Source organism: Vagococcus martis (assembly GCF_002026305.1).
In the GTDB taxonomy this organism is placed as follows: domain Bacteria; phylum Bacillota; class Bacilli; order Lactobacillales; family Vagococcaceae; genus Vagococcus; species Vagococcus martis.
The window spans coordinates 1,944,247-1,958,510 of record NZ_MVAB01000001.1 but is presented as its reverse complement, the minus strand read 5'-3'; the positions used below and the strand labels follow the sequence as shown (position 1 = coordinate 1,958,510).

Genomic DNA, 14,264 nt, shown 5'->3' with positions numbered 1-14,264 from the left:
GTGAACACCTCCTTTTTATTAATTATACCTTTTTTATCAATACCTATCTACAGAAATATATTACATAAAATTAATTTTAGTACATTAATTGTTTTATTCTAAAAATAATATAAGAATTTATAAAATATTCGCTAGTTTTAGTTGTTATATAGCCATTTATTGTATTATGCTATAAGAGATTCATTTTTATGAAACATGACAAGTTATCAAAGGAGTTTGTACATGGCACCAAAACAATCCGGAATTGGACAATCTCATGGTAAAATTATTCTACTAGGTGAACATGCAGTAGTTTATAATTATCCATCGATTGCTATACCTTTTCCTAAAACATCGATTCAAACAATTGTCAAAAAAGCAATCCAAGAACCAACTATTTCGTGTGATTTTTACACTGGATTATTAGGTGACATGCCTGAGTTATTAGATAGCTTAAAAGAAGCGATTCATCTCAGCTTAAAAACATTAAATCAAGAATCCTACCCATTAGACATTACCATTAACAGCTCAATTCCTGCTGAAAGAGGAATGGGGTCAAGTGCTGCAGTTGCTGTTGCAACCATTAGAGGGATTTTTGATTACTTTGACGTGTCATTAACACAAGAAAAACTACTTGATTTAGTAAATACTTCTGAAAAAATTGCTCACGGAAATCCAAGTGGACTGGATGCTCTAATGACCAGTTCCTCAACTCCTTACTATTTTAAAAAAGGACAAATGGAAGTTCCGCTTCACATGATGTTGAATGCTTATCTTGTCGTAGCAGATACTGGTGAAACAGGACAAACAAAAGAAGCGGTTGAAAGTATTAGCCATAAACTAAAAGGAAACACTAAAGAGCATACACTTGCACTAATCCATACATTAGGATCTTTGCCAGACAAAGGAAGAATCGCTTTAGAATCAGATCGTGCTAAAGAACTTGGTTCCTACATGTCTCAAGCACACCAAATTTTAAAAGAATTAGGTGTGTCCAGTCCATCATTAGATAGACTGGTTGACGCTGCCATGACTCACGGCGCACTTGGGGCAAAACTAACCGGTGGCGGACGCGGTGGATGTATGATAGCATTAGCAATAGATAAAAAATCAGCTCATGAAATTGCCCAAACGTTAAAAGATTTTGGTGCAAAACAAACATGGGTATATGAAATGAGTGACCATTTATGAAAAATATCGGCAGATGTCGTGCTCATACGAATATTGCATTAATTAAATATTGGGGAAAAAGAAATAATGAATTATTCTTACCTATGAATAGCAGCTTATCGTTAACTTTAGATGCTTTTTATACCGATACATCCGTTACACTTGATGATACTTTGACTGAAGATGTATTTTATTTAAATGGTATAAAGCAAGATAAAACTGAAACAACAAAAATAAATCGATTTTTAAATTTATTTCGTGAAACTGCAAAAGATAATACATTTGCTAAAGTAGAAAGCTATAATCATGTACCAACAGCTGCTGGACTAGCTTCCTCAGCATCAGCTTTTGCTGCGCTTGCTGGAGCTGCGAATAGTGCTTGGAAGTTAAATCTTGATAAACAAACACTCTCTACCTATGCTCGTCAGGGAAGCGGAAGTTCAACACGAAGTATTTATGGTGGTTTAGTTGAGTGGAATATGGGTGAAGGAAACCTATCTGAAACCAGTCACGCGATTGAAGTTGATGATGCTTCATGGGATTTAGGTATGATTATCATCGCTATCAACAAACAACAAAAAAAACTTTCAAGTCGTGTTGGGATGAAACAAACAGTTGATACATCTCCTTTCTATCCAGTATGGGTTACAGAAGCTAAAAAGGATTTAATCGACATCAAACAAGCCATCAACGAAAAAGATTTTATCAGATTGGGAGAAATTACTGAATCTAATGGAATGAAAATGCATGCCACCATGCTTGGGGCAACTCCTCCTATTTCTTATTGGGAACCAGATAGTGTTAAAGCAATCAATAAAGTTAAAGAAATTCGTAACAATGGCATCCCTTGTTATGTTACAATGGACGCTGGACCGAATGTAAAAGTATTATGTAGACAATCACAAATGTCTGACATCTTAAACAAATTAGAAGAAAGTTTCACAAATGATCAGTTAATTTGCTCAAAAGTGGGAGAAGGCATCAGAGAATTAACTGACGAAGAATGGAGTTACTAAAGGGGAGATTTTTTTGATTAAAGCAAGTGCACCAGGAAAATTGTATATAGCAGGAGAATATGCTGTGTTAGAACCTGGAAATCCTGCGCTAATCGTTGCACTAGATCAATTCATTACTGTAACGCTAAAGCCCGCAGACAAACAAGGAAGTATCCGTTCATCTTATTCAAACGGTATTTCAATTCCTTGGACACGAAAAAATGGTAAATTTTATATGGATGAGCGTGATAATCCTTTTTCTTATATCGCGGGTTCTGTCACGATTGTTGAATCGTACTTAAAAGAATTAGGTTTACCGCTAAAATATTTTGATTTAACCATTGAAAGTGAATTAGACAATAAAGACGGTCGTAAATACGGATTAGGCTCTAGTGGTGCTGTGACGATTGCGACAATTAAAGCTATTTTACAATTTTATAAGATTGATTATGATGCTGAACTACTTTATAAATTATCAGCTATCACTCATCTTTCACTGCATAGCAATGGCTCTTTTGGTGATTTGGCAGCTAGTTCTTTTGAAGGATGGGTTGCTTACTCATGCTTTGAAAAAGATTGGGTACTGGAACGCTTAGCGAATAAAGCCATTAGTTTAATCGATTTATTAAAAGAAAAATGGCCAAAATTAATGATTGAACCACTTGAAGCACCAACTAATTTAGATTTATATATTGGTTGGACTGGAACACCAGCTTCTACTACATTACTTGTTGATACAATGAATGATGAACAACATGAAATGAATGGCTTTTACCGTGACTTTCTTAAAAAAAGTGCAGACTGTGTCACTGATTTGATTGAAGCATTTAAACAAAGCAATATCGAACAATTTCAAGAAGGAATCCGTTTAAATCGTTCTCTTTTAACATCTCTTGCTCAAAAAAGTGGCGTTGATATCGAAACTGAAGCATTATTAAGCTTATGTCAAAGTGCAGAAGAATTCGGTGGCGCTGCTAAATCATCAGGTGCTGGTGGCGGTGATTGTGGTATCGTACTATTTAAAAAAGAAGACGATGCATCCTCTATGTTGGCACAATGGGAAACACACGGTATAACGAATTTGCCTTTAAAAGTTTACCGTACGCCAAATACCACACATCAATCAATTAAAGCGGAGGCTTAGTGAATGAATACATCTTGGAATCGAAAAGATCAACACATCCATTATGCTGAAATGCAATATAATTCACCAAAAACAAATGGTCTTGATGGTGTTAGATTTGTCCATCAATCTCTTTCTGAAATGTCAGTAAACAACGTTAGTTTAAAAACAACTCTAGGAGATATTGAACTAGACACGCCATTTTTTATCAATGCGATGACTGGTGGTAGTGATAAAGCAACCATCATCAATAAAAATTTAGCTGAAGTTGCCCGAAATACTAATTTAGCTATGGCTCTTGGATCAATTAGTATTGCCTTAAAAGAGCCTCAGTATAAAGAATCTTTTGAGATTGTGAGAAAAACGAATCCGAATGGCATTTTATTTGCTAATCTAGGAGCACACCATTCAGTTGATAATGCTAAACGGGCAGTTGAGATGATTGAGGCAAATGCTCTACAACTTCATCTTAATACGCCACAAGAGTTAGTCATGCCTGAAGGAGATCGTGATTTTTCTGACTGGTTAACGAATATAGAAGCAATCGTTAATTCTTTATCTGTTCCTGTTATTGTCAAAGAAGTTGGGTTTGGTATATCAAAAGAAACTATCAAACAATTAACTGATGTCGGTGTAACCATCATTGATGTTGCAGGAAAAGGCGGAACTAATTTTATCGAAATTGAAAATGAACGCCGTGACTTAAAAGAATATGCTTATCTCTATGATTGGGGACAAACAACAGCTGAATCATTACTTGAAACTAAAATGTATCAAGATAAAGCAACCTTCATTGCCTCAGGTGGTATTAGAACACCCCTTGAGATGCTAAAATGTTTTGGGCTTGGGGCTTCGGCTGTTGGATTATCTGGAGAATTTCTCCACCTGATTTTAACTAAAGGGACGCAGGAAACAATTAGCCAAATCAACCGGTTTAAACAGGAACTCACTCATTTAATGACTTTAGTTGGGGCAAAAAATATTCAGTCTATAAAAGATAAATCAATTGTATTAGATAATCAATTATTAAACTGGTGTCATCAAAGACATCTACCAATAAACTAAAAAGTGTAGCGATGGAAATAAATCCATGGCTACACTTTTATATATAAGTACCCTTGTTGTTGTAGCTTAACTAATCGGTAAACCCCTGATGCAACAACTTGAACATTGGCTAACAAACTCTCTTTTGCCACATCCTGATTTGACATTGCCTTAGCACAACTAGAAAATACAATCCCTCTGTTTTGTTGCAATCTGTCAATTTTTTGACAAATATCTTGATCCAGATAACCTTTAATTGCTGGTCCATTGGCTACCACTTCAATATTTTTTATCTCGTCATCCTCACTTGCTTCAAGCAAATTATTTACATTTGCTAAACAAGTAGACCACATAATTAAATCATGGATATGAAGTATAACTTTCATATGACGTTTCCCCTTTCAAATAAATTGGCGAGCGGTAATAATCCTGCTCTTTATGCTGATGTTGTTGAGCTAACTGATAAATTTGTCCTGCTCGAATGTCCAACGATAACTGCTTCTCATTCTTTTGATCAATTTTTGTCACAATAGGCAAAGTAGCATGATTTTTTTCTTGATTTAAAAATTGACGACCTTTTTCAGTGAACCCTAAAACTCTTAAATAAGAATTTTGCCAAGCATCATGGATTTCTTTTTCTCTTACATTTAACAACAAATAGGTAGCTAAACGTTGTAATCTTGTCCATGTGTACCGTTTCGTTTTAACAAGAGACATAAAATCTGAAAAGCTAGCCGCTTTTTTTACCGATTCTTTCAATCGATACTCTATTCCTTCACTTAGTTGATAAGTATCAGATAATTCTTCAAAAGAGTGATTTAACAAATGATACTTTAATAATGGCCAATAGTCCTCCCAAGAATGTAAGTCAGTATTTTCTAAAAAGTCACGTGTTTCACTTGGTACTGTGTGAGAAATACTTGTCATATCTTTTTCTAAAACACGTTGCCTGATAGCTGTTGCACTGGAAAACTCTTGTGATTTTATGGTTTCATCATGATAACCGGAACCTTGTCTAGTAATAGGAATGAGCGACATTGGATTAGCATACCTTGCATTTTCTTTGGCATAAGCCATCCCTAAAATATGATTTGGTGATGAAAAATCAAGTGGAACTTGTTGCAATAACTCCCTATAAATTTGTGTCATTTGTTGCGGATAACTCTGTCCATTATTTTTTATTTCTTGGTATCGTTGATTAATAAGTTTCTCTTTTTCCACATACGTTTGACCAAATAATTCATAATCCATTGATTGTGTTAAATCTGTTCCAAAACAAAGTGACTCCACATTTAAACTATGAAGCAACTTAACACCACCTTTTGCAAAGTAATCTGCTGACTGTACTGCATATGCAAAGGGCAACTCTATGACTAAATCAGCTCCATTATGTAGGGCGGTTTCTGCTCTTTGCCATTTATCTATGATAGCTGGTTCTCCTCGTTGCAAAAAATTACCACTCATGACTGCTACTAACACATCTGCTTCTGACTTTTTCCTTGCCTCTTTCAAATGGTAGATATGTCCATTATGAAATGGGTTATACTCTACAATAACACCGCAACTTGTTAACCTCATCAAACTACTCCCAACGTATTAAAATAGCTCAGAGAACGAGTCTCTAAGCTACATAATTATTTTTGACAAATGAAAAACCAACGTGTACTTTCGTCATTTGGTTTGTTATCTGTAAAGTCAGCGACGACTTTAATATCAGTAAACCCTGATTTAGAAAGCATTTTTTCATATGTTTCGATTGAATAAGTACGTTCTTCATGCAGTTCATCATAGCGTTTAAAGATGTCCTCTTCTTCTGTTTCTTTTACAAAAAACGTCAAAAAGTGTTCAATACTATAAGGCACATCTCCTGGATAACTTTCCCATAAAAAAGCAAATTCATCCGTTTGATAATGATAACTATATTCTGGAAATTCATGCTCCATTTTAAAAATAGAATGAACATCAAATAAAAATATCCCACCTGATTTCAACGCACGATTCACTTCATTAAAAACAGTCTGAACTGCTTCTTCATCTGGCATGTAACACAACGAATCTGAAAAACACGTCACCATATCATACTGATTTGTTTTCTTCAAATCTAGCATATCTCCAACTTCAAAAGATAACAAGTCATCAGCTTCTGTTGTTCGTTCTTTCGCTAATTCAATCATCTCTTCAGACAAATCAAGGCCTGTCACCTGATGACCGATATTGGCTAATTCAACAGATAATATGCCTGTACCACACGCAAGTTCTAAAATATTTTTTTGTGACTCGCCAATATGACGCATTGTAAAATTCAACCAATCTTCATATAACGTTTCGTCCATGACCTCATCATAAATCTTAGCGAACGTTTTATAAATTGTCATTAGCTAACTACCATATGATCGATATTAACAAGTGGTGCATCTGACCATAATTTTTCTAGATTATAAAATTCACGTTCTTCTCCGTAGAAAATATGTGCAATGACATCACCTAAATCAATTAAAATCCAACGAGCTGACTCTTTTCCTTCAACACGTCTCACATCAACCTCATGTTTATACGCTTCGTCAATAATTTCTTTTGCAATTGCTAATACTTGCTTATCACTATTCCCATGACAAATCACGAAATAATCTGCTAAAAGAGACACCTTTGATACATCTAATCCCACGATATCCTCTGCACGTTTGTCATCTGCTGCCTTTACTACTAATTCTAAAATCTGCTCACTATTAATAATGAATCCCTCCTAATGACTTACAACCCAATAATTGTATGTTTCTAATGTTTTTGGGTATATTTTCTTTTTACTTTTTAATAAATAAGTTAAGGTGTTATATGTCTCATATGAAACAGCTTCATCTAAACTTCTTTCTGCACTTTCTCTTGCCTCGACAACACCAGGAAAATCACGACCATCCTCAATATAATCCGCCACATAAATCACCTTAGCCAAATCACTCATCTCTTTAGCGCCAGTCGTATGTAACATTATCGCATCAAGAATCTCTTGGTCAGCTATACCTAATTCTGTTTTGACCAGATAAGCACCTAGTATACCGTGCCATATCGCATTTCCATATTCCAATAATTCACGAGAAAAACCTTCGTTTTGGATGATATCCATCATCTCTTCATCAGGTCTTTCCTTTGCGTAATCATGAGTTAACGCTGCGATACTTGCTTTTTCTTTATCAATTTGATAGTTATTCGCTAATTCCAATGCTTTTTTTTCTACTCGTAACACATGCTGAAATCGTTTATCAGACATTTGTTCAGATACTTTTTGCATTAAGTCTTCACGAGTTAAATCAGTATATTGTTTGCTATAAACTAACTCAGTTGTCATGGCGATACAAATCCTTTTTTTGTATATAGTCAATCACGTTATCAGGTACTAAATACTTAATTGGGCATCCTCTTTGAATATTTTGTCGTATCAAAGAAGAGCTGATATCCATCCTTGGAGAATCGACCCATATTAATGGGTAATCAGATGTTTGTGGAAAACCACTCCTTTTAATCGCAACAAATTGAATCATCTTCATTAACTCATCAATTTTATACCATTTTGGTAAGTAGTCAACCATATCTCCGCCTATAACAAAATAATAATCCGTATTTGGATTTTTTGCAATTAAAGACTCCATCGTATCAAACGTATAACTTTTTCCTTCACGATATACTTCTTCTAATTCAACCTTAAGATGAGGATTTGATTTTGTTGCTAATTCTAACATGGCAACTCGGTGGCTTGCATCAATCACTGTCTTTTTGTCAACATGTGGTGGTTGATAAGTTGGCATGAGATAAAACTCATCTAAAGCTAGTTGGGCATACACCTGTTCAGCCATCACCAAATGCCCTAGATGAACTGGATTAAACCCTCCACCTAACATCCCAACTCGTTTTCTTGGCTCATTAATCATTTCAGTTTTTTCGTGTACGATTGTATGGTTATCTACATGAGTTGACATAGCTCTACTCCTACATTTTTCTGACAAGAGGTGATAATTTTTGGTATTTTTCTTTTGAAGAAGGTCTAAATAGAACTATAATGCGTCCAATTATTTGAACAGCCGCACAATCAAGTTCTTCTTCCATACGCCAAGCAACGTCTTGAATATCTTCATCAGTATTTTGTAATAACGTTATTTTAATCAATTCACGTCTTTCTAAAATATCATCTACCTGATCATATACTGTATCAGTTAAGCCATTTTTACCAATTTGTACGATTGGATCTAAGTGATGTGCTTGACTTCTTAAAAATCTTTTTTGTTTTCCACGTAATTCCATATATGTTTTATCCCTCTTTCTTAAATCAAGGCTTTTCTGATGATAACATCAACGCCCTTTGGTGCCCATCCTGCAATGACACATGGTTTTGGTATAGTAACCCAACCAAGTCCAGCAAATACTAAATCTGTCTTTTCTTTTACAGAGAATTCAAACCGAACAAGCTCTGGAAATTCTTCTACTTCATCTTCTCTAGGTGGTTGTAACAATCCACCGACATGTTTTTTATAAAACTCTGTCGCTGTTTCAAGTTTTGTACGATGAATCATTAAATCGTTAGATACATAAGCAATAAAGCCCATCTTTTCAGCTTGAATCACATCAAAACGAGCAAGACCACCTAAAAAGAGTGTTTGTCCTGCATTTAACTGATACACTTTGGGTTTGATTTCTTTAGTTGGTGATACCAAACGTAAATCTTTTTTCCCTAAATAGTGTGCCATTTGATGACGATGAATAATACCAGGTGTATCTATTAAACAACTACCATCTTCAAATGGAATCTCAATCAAGTCAAGTGTCGTTCCAGGAAATTGAGACGTTGTAATGACATTATCAACTCCTGCTGATTGTCTGATAATTTCATTAATCAATGTTGACTTACCAACATTTGTCACACCAACGATGTAAACATCTCGTCCATCACGATATTTGTCTATTAATTCTAAAAACTCCTGAATATCCTGTTTGCGTTTTGCACTAGTTAACGTCACGTCTATTGGACGTAAACCAGCTTCATGAGCACGTTCTTTCATCCATTGAATTAAACGGGGTTTCTTCAAAGACTTAGGTAATATGTCTGCTTTATTTCCTACTAATAACACGGGATTATCTCCTGCAAAACGGTGTAGGCCTGGAATTAAGCTACCGTTAAAATCAAAGATATCAACAACATTTACAATTAATGCATCTGTGTCACCAATTTTATTTAACAAGGCTAAGAAATCAGCGTCCGTTAAATCCACATCTTGAATCTCATTATAATGTCTTAAACGAAAACATCTTTGACAATATAACTCACCAGATTCCATTCCTTTGTCTAAAGCAGATTGAGGTGTATAACCTATTTTATTTGCATCTTCAGTTTGTATAGTTGAGCCACACCCTATACATTTTAGTTCATCAGTCATTCAATGACGTCCTCCATTTCATATCTGGATGTTTTTTTAATAAATAAGACATTATTTTCTTTTCCATCGCACGATTAAACTGGGTGTTCCAAGCGTCGGTTTCAACAATCGGTTTTACTAATATAGTACGAATACCAGCACTATTAGCTCCTTTAATATCCGTCATCAACTGGTCACCAATCATCACTAGATGTTTATTCGGTAAATTATAGCGTCTTTCAACTTCCTTAAATCCTTTGTTAAAAGGTTTCATTGCTCGTGACACATAATCAAGACCTAGCGAATTAACAGCTCGTTCAATTCGTGATGCTTTATTATTAGACACGACAATCACTGGAATATTAGCTTCTTTCATACTTTTAATCCATTCCAATAACTCAGGCGTTCCATCAGGATTATTCCAAGCAATTAAAGTGTTGTCTAAGTCAGTCAACACTGCATCAATTCCTTTTGACTTCAATTGCGCAGGCGTAATATTGTAAATTTTATCTACCATCCATGTCGGTTTATATTGATTAAACATAGTTTCTTCCTTTCAAAAAAAATAGAGGCTCCTAGGCACTCTACGTCAATTGCTATTATACGCTATTTTTAATGATATTTCATCCGTTACGATTAATTAATTTCTATCGAAAAAAAAGAAGTCTCTAATTAAAAAAACACACTAAAAGTCAGAATGATTCACTTAACTCTTAGTGTGCTAGATATACCATTTCTTTATTTGATTCATTACTTTTATAGAGCCATGAATAAAACAAATTTATTTTAAAATTAGCTTGCCTATTTGATCTGTTGAAACAACTTGCTTTAACGTGTTCATTGTCATTAATTTAATTTTTTCGGCATAATTTGGAAAAACAACGATAATATCTGCATGTTTACTTGCTGATTTTAGTTTATCTAAATCGATAGTTGCTAATCTCGTCTCTGAAGATACATTATCCCCTTCCTGAACATGGATAGTAAATGGTTCTCCGTTTAATTCAACCGTATCAACCCCCATATGAATTAAACACTCTAAGCCATCATTTGTTTCCAATGTGATAGCATGTTTCGTTGGAAAAACAGACATTACTTTTCCATCTATAGGTGATGACACATTCCCATCTGTTGGTAAAACTGCAAAACCATCTCCCATCAACTTTTGAGAAAACATCTCATCAGACACTTCAGCTAATTCAATTAATTTACCTGTTGCTACAGCATAAATCGGCATTGTTTTTTCTTTCTTTTGAAACATCTTAAACATTTATATCACCTCAATTATTCTCGCTATTCACTCATTTATTCGGCTAAAAATAAATTTATTCATCTAATCCTAAAATTTGATTAATTTCTTGACTTAACAAATCGGCTTTACCACCATAAACAGCTTGTATTCCACCTTGAACTTCAAATACAGCTGTAGCTCCTAGCGTTTTGAACACCTCTACTTGAACTTTTTGACTATCTTTCACAGAAACTCTCAAGCGTGTTGCACAAGCAGTAACAGATTCGATGTTTTCTTCAGTTCCTAAAATTTCAATAATTTGTACCGCTTCTTCATGCAATGTACTATTTTTATCCACTACATCAGCTTCATTTAACGTACTACTTGCTTCTTCCATTCCTGGAATGGCTACATGGAATTTTTTAATGCATACAGTGAAGACTAAGTAGTATATAACTGCCCATAACAACCCTAAAGGAATTACTTTTATCCAATTTGTTTTATCTTCGCCTTGAAGTAAACCAAATAATAAAAAGTCGATTAATCCACCGGAAAAAGAATTACCTATACGAATATTTAAAATATCAGCAAAGTAAAAGGCTAATCCATCCAGAAATGCGTGAATGACGTATAACCATGGTGCAACAAATAAGAACATGTATTCAACTGGTTCTGTAATACCTGTCAAAAACGATGTCAAAGCTCCACTAAAATATAATCCGCCATTTTTTTCCCTATTAGCTTTCGGAATAGCACGATACATAGCATAACAAGCAGCAGGTAACCCAAACATCATTGTAATAAAACGACCTGCAAAGAATCGAGTTCCATAAGTAAATAATCCTGTATGTTGAGGATCAGCTAACTGAGCGAAAAAGATATTTTGTGCACCTGAAATCGTTTGACCTGCCACAACTTCACTACCACCAAGAGAGGTATACCAAAACATTGGGTAAATCGTATGATGTAGTCCAACTGCACCAGTTAAACGTAATAAGAACCCGTAGAAAAACGTTCCGATACTTCCCATATCAGCAATGTGATTTCCTGCGACAACTAACGCATCTTGAATTGGTGGCCAAATAATATAAAAGAAACTACCTATAATAATTGCAGCAAAAGATGAAACGATTGGAATAAACCTTGACCCACCAAAAAAACCTAAAAATTGTGGTAATTGAATTTTACGATATTTATTATGTAGCGTAGCAACAGTGACACCTATAACGATTGACCCAACAACCCCTGTATCAATCGTGGCACCTTCTGCTGAAAATAATTGTAATAATCCACTAATAGTTGCTGTATAAACTAGAAAGGCTACACCACCAGCTAATCCAGCTGTTCCTTTGTCTCCCTTAGCTAACCCAACAGAAATACCAATAGCAAAAATTAATGCTAAGTTAGCAAATACGGCATTTCCTGCTGAACTCATCACAGTCAATATCGTTTGTAACCAACCTTGATTTAAAAATGGATAGGCAGCCACAGCACTTTCATTTGTTAACGCACCACCTAAACCAAGTAACAACCCTGCTACTGGTAAAATCGATATTGGTAACATAAATGCTCTACCCAATTGAGAGAATTTTTTAAACATATTAGTTTTCCTCCTTATTTAATTCGTTAATAAAACGAGTTGCTATCTCTTTTGGACGTGTAATTGCACCACCAACGACTAGGCCACTCACGCCTAAATCCATGATACGTTTTGCTACTTCTGGTGTATGTATTTGTCCTTCAGCTATTACATTAGCTCCGCATTCAATCAATGATTTAATTAAATCATCATTTGGTACGACCATATCCTTACTCTCTTCTGTATAGCCACAAAGTGTTGTCCCAATAAAATCAATCCCTGCTTTATGGGCATTTATCCCCTCTTCTAATGTAGCGATATCTGCCATAAATAGTTGTTGTGGATATTTTTCTTTTATTTGTTTAATAAATTCATTAATCGTTAAGCCATCATGACGTTGTCTTAACGTACAGTCTAAAGCAATAACCTCTACACCTGTTTCTACTAATTCATCTACCTCTTTCATAGTTGCTGTGATAAAAGGTTTCTCAGGTAAGTAATCTCGCTTAATAATACCAATGACTGGCAAATCAACTTTTTCTTTAATCTGTTGAATATCTCTAACTGAATTTGCTCTGATTCCAACTGCTCCAGCTTCCTTTGCTGCTAAAGCCAATAAAGGCATTACACCACCTTCTTTAGTATATAGGGGTTCTCCCGGTAATGCTTGACAGGAAACAATTAAGCCTTTATGAATTTGCGATAAAAATTCTTCTTTCTTCATACTCCACTTTCGCTCCGTTTTTAATTTATTTCGGATTTATTCTCCAAAATTAATTTAGCATACGTTTTCATAAATGTAAATAGATTAGTCAATTTATTTTTTTTATCGTATACTTATAACAGTAACTATATTGACGGAGGGTTATTATGAGCTTTAAACAGCTATTGCAGGATCATTACGAAACATTAACTAAATCAGAGAAAAAAATTGCTGATTATATTACAACCACTAATGAAAAAATTATCCATTCTACAATGAGTGAAGTCAAACAAGAAACAGGTGTTGGAGACGCTACAATAATTCGATTTTGTCAAAAATTAGGATTTTCTGGCTTTACTGACTTAAAAATAGAAATTGCTAAAGAAGACTTCACCAACAAAAAAAAACAAAATAATTCGACCTTTTTCTACAGTGATTTTGCTACTAATTTGGCTCATACGTTAAAAATGACAGAAAAGATATTAGATAATCATGCTTTAGATACAGCCATTAATCTTCTAAGTTCGGCCAAAAACATTCATATTTTTGGCATGGGATCAAGCGGGAATACAGCCAATGATTTAGAATCTATGTTTTTAAGAGTTGGCCTTCAATCTAATGCAAGTATTGATCCCCATTTACAAGCACAAATTGCCTCATTACTAACCAAAGAAGATTTGGTGATTGGATTATCTCTTTCTGGTAAGACTAAGGACACCTATGATTCTTTAAAAATCGCGAAACAAAATCAGGCAACAATTATTGCTATTACAAATTATTTATTATCACCAATCGCTCAATTAGCAGATGTTGTACTTCAAACAACTGTTGATGAATTTTTAGATGGAGGATCAATTGCCGGTAAAATGTCCCAATTATATATTTGTGATTTACTAATTAAAGGATATGAAATTAAGTATAATGTTGATTCGCTTGAGTTAAGAGAAAAAGTACTACGTTCCATTATTGACAAACGGCTAGAATAATAACTTTTATTACTACACAGAGTAAAACATGTCGTAATATTATCATAAAAAC

At 34.5% G+C, this 14,264-nt stretch carries 17 protein-coding genes; 5 read left to right on the top strand and 12 right to left on the bottom strand.

Annotated features, from left to right (window positions below; genetic code table 11):
* Window positions 1-222: 222 nt before the first annotated feature.
* The 4 genes from mvk to fni are packed head-to-tail and all read left to right on the top strand — an operon-like array spanning window position 223 to window position 4,332.
* Window positions 223-1,170 carry a mevalonate kinase gene (mvk, locus tag BW731_RS09490; RefSeq protein WP_079347651.1) on the top strand — a complete coding sequence of 316 codons (948 nt, stop codon included), beginning with the start codon at window positions 223-225 and terminating at the stop codon, window positions 1,168-1,170.
* On the top strand, window positions 1,167-2,165 hold the full coding sequence (gene mvaD, locus BW731_RS09485) for a diphosphomevalonate decarboxylase (RefSeq protein WP_079347649.1): 999 nt from the start codon (window positions 1,167-1,169) through the stop codon (window positions 2,163-2,165). The genes mvk and mvaD overlap by 4 nt, the downstream gene beginning before the upstream one ends.
* 13 nt (window positions 2,166-2,178) lie before the next feature.
* Window positions 2,179-3,288, top strand: coding sequence for a phosphomevalonate kinase (locus BW731_RS09480; protein ID WP_079347647.1), 1,110 nt, complete (start codon window positions 2,179-2,181; stop codon window positions 3,286-3,288).
* Between the two features lie 3 nt (window positions 3,289-3,291).
* Window positions 3,292-4,332 carry a type 2 isopentenyl-diphosphate Delta-isomerase gene (gene fni, locus BW731_RS09475; protein WP_079347645.1) on the top strand — a complete coding sequence of 347 codons (1,041 nt, stop codon included), beginning with the start codon at window positions 3,292-3,294 and terminating at the stop codon, window positions 4,330-4,332.
* Window positions 4,333-4,361: 29 nt separating this feature from the next.
* On the opposite strand, the gene BW731_RS09470 is transcribed toward fni, so the two are convergent.
* The 12 genes from BW731_RS09470 to BW731_RS09415 form a co-directional block, all read right to left on the bottom strand.
* The gene (locus BW731_RS09470; RefSeq protein WP_079347643.1) at window positions 4,362-4,697 is read right to left on the bottom strand and encodes a DsrE family protein; all 336 of its coding nucleotides are present in this window, start codon (window positions 4,695-4,697) and stop codon (window positions 4,362-4,364) included.
* On the bottom strand, window positions 4,672-5,892 hold the full coding sequence (locus BW731_RS09465; protein ID WP_198931934.1) for a nucleotidyltransferase: 1,221 nt from the start codon (window positions 5,890-5,892) through the stop codon (window positions 4,672-4,674). The genes BW731_RS09470 and BW731_RS09465 overlap by 26 nt, the downstream gene beginning before the upstream one ends.
* Before the next feature lie 53 nt (window positions 5,893-5,945).
* On the bottom strand, window positions 5,946-6,686 hold the full coding sequence (locus tag BW731_RS09460) for a class I SAM-dependent DNA methyltransferase (RefSeq protein WP_079347639.1): 741 nt from the start codon (window positions 6,684-6,686) through the stop codon (window positions 5,946-5,948).
* Window positions 6,686-7,027 (bottom strand): ribosome silencing factor, encoded by a 342-nt coding sequence (rsfS, locus tag BW731_RS09455; protein ID WP_211267928.1) that lies wholly within the window; start codon window positions 7,025-7,027, stop codon window positions 6,686-6,688. Before rsfS ends, BW731_RS09460 begins: the two co-directional genes overlap by 1 nt.
* A gap of 27 nt (window positions 7,028-7,054) precedes the next feature.
* A complete protein-coding gene (gene yqeK / locus BW731_RS09450) occupies window positions 7,055-7,654 on the bottom strand; it encodes a bis(5'-nucleosyl)-tetraphosphatase (symmetrical) YqeK (protein ID WP_079347637.1) in 600 nt (199 codons plus the stop codon).
* Complete coding sequence (locus tag BW731_RS09445; RefSeq protein ID WP_079347635.1) at window positions 7,644-8,282, bottom strand: nicotinate-nucleotide adenylyltransferase; 639 nt, start codon at window positions 8,280-8,282, stop codon at window positions 7,644-7,646. Before BW731_RS09445 ends, yqeK begins: the two co-directional genes overlap by 11 nt.
* Before the next feature lie 10 nt (window positions 8,283-8,292).
* On the bottom strand, window positions 8,293-8,604 hold the full coding sequence (yhbY, locus tag BW731_RS09440; protein WP_071457264.1) for a ribosome assembly RNA-binding protein YhbY: 312 nt from the start codon (window positions 8,602-8,604) through the stop codon (window positions 8,293-8,295).
* A gap of 20 nt (window positions 8,605-8,624) precedes the next feature.
* Entirely contained in the window at window positions 8,625-9,734 is a 1,110-nt protein-coding gene (yqeH, locus tag BW731_RS09435) for a ribosome biogenesis GTPase YqeH (RefSeq protein WP_079347633.1), read from the bottom strand.
* A complete protein-coding gene (locus tag BW731_RS09430) occupies window positions 9,727-10,257 on the bottom strand; it encodes a YqeG family HAD IIIA-type phosphatase (protein ID WP_079347631.1) in 531 nt (176 codons plus the stop codon). Before BW731_RS09430 ends, yqeH begins: the two co-directional genes overlap by 8 nt.
* A 237-nt stretch (window positions 10,258-10,494) precedes the next feature.
* A complete protein-coding gene (locus BW731_RS09425) occupies window positions 10,495-10,983 on the bottom strand; it encodes a PTS sugar transporter subunit IIA (protein ID WP_079347629.1) in 489 nt (162 codons plus the stop codon).
* 55 nt (window positions 10,984-11,038) lie between these two features.
* Window positions 11,039-12,544: a PTS transporter subunit EIIC gene (locus BW731_RS09420; protein ID WP_079347627.1), complete on the bottom strand. Its 1,506-nt coding sequence runs from the start codon at window positions 12,542-12,544 to the stop codon at window positions 11,039-11,041.
* A 1-nt stretch (window position 12,545) separates the two neighbouring features.
* Complete coding sequence (locus BW731_RS09415; RefSeq protein ID WP_079347626.1) at window positions 12,546-13,247, bottom strand: N-acetylmannosamine-6-phosphate 2-epimerase; 702 nt, start codon at window positions 13,245-13,247, stop codon at window positions 12,546-12,548.
* 146 nt (window positions 13,248-13,393) lie between these two features.
* Here BW731_RS09415 and BW731_RS09410 point away from each other — a divergent pair, with 146 nt between their 5' ends.
* Window positions 13,394-14,212: a MurR/RpiR family transcriptional regulator gene (locus tag BW731_RS09410; protein WP_079347624.1), complete on the top strand. Its 819-nt coding sequence runs from the start codon at window positions 13,394-13,396 to the stop codon at window positions 14,210-14,212.
* Window positions 14,213-14,264 lie beyond the last annotated feature (52 nt).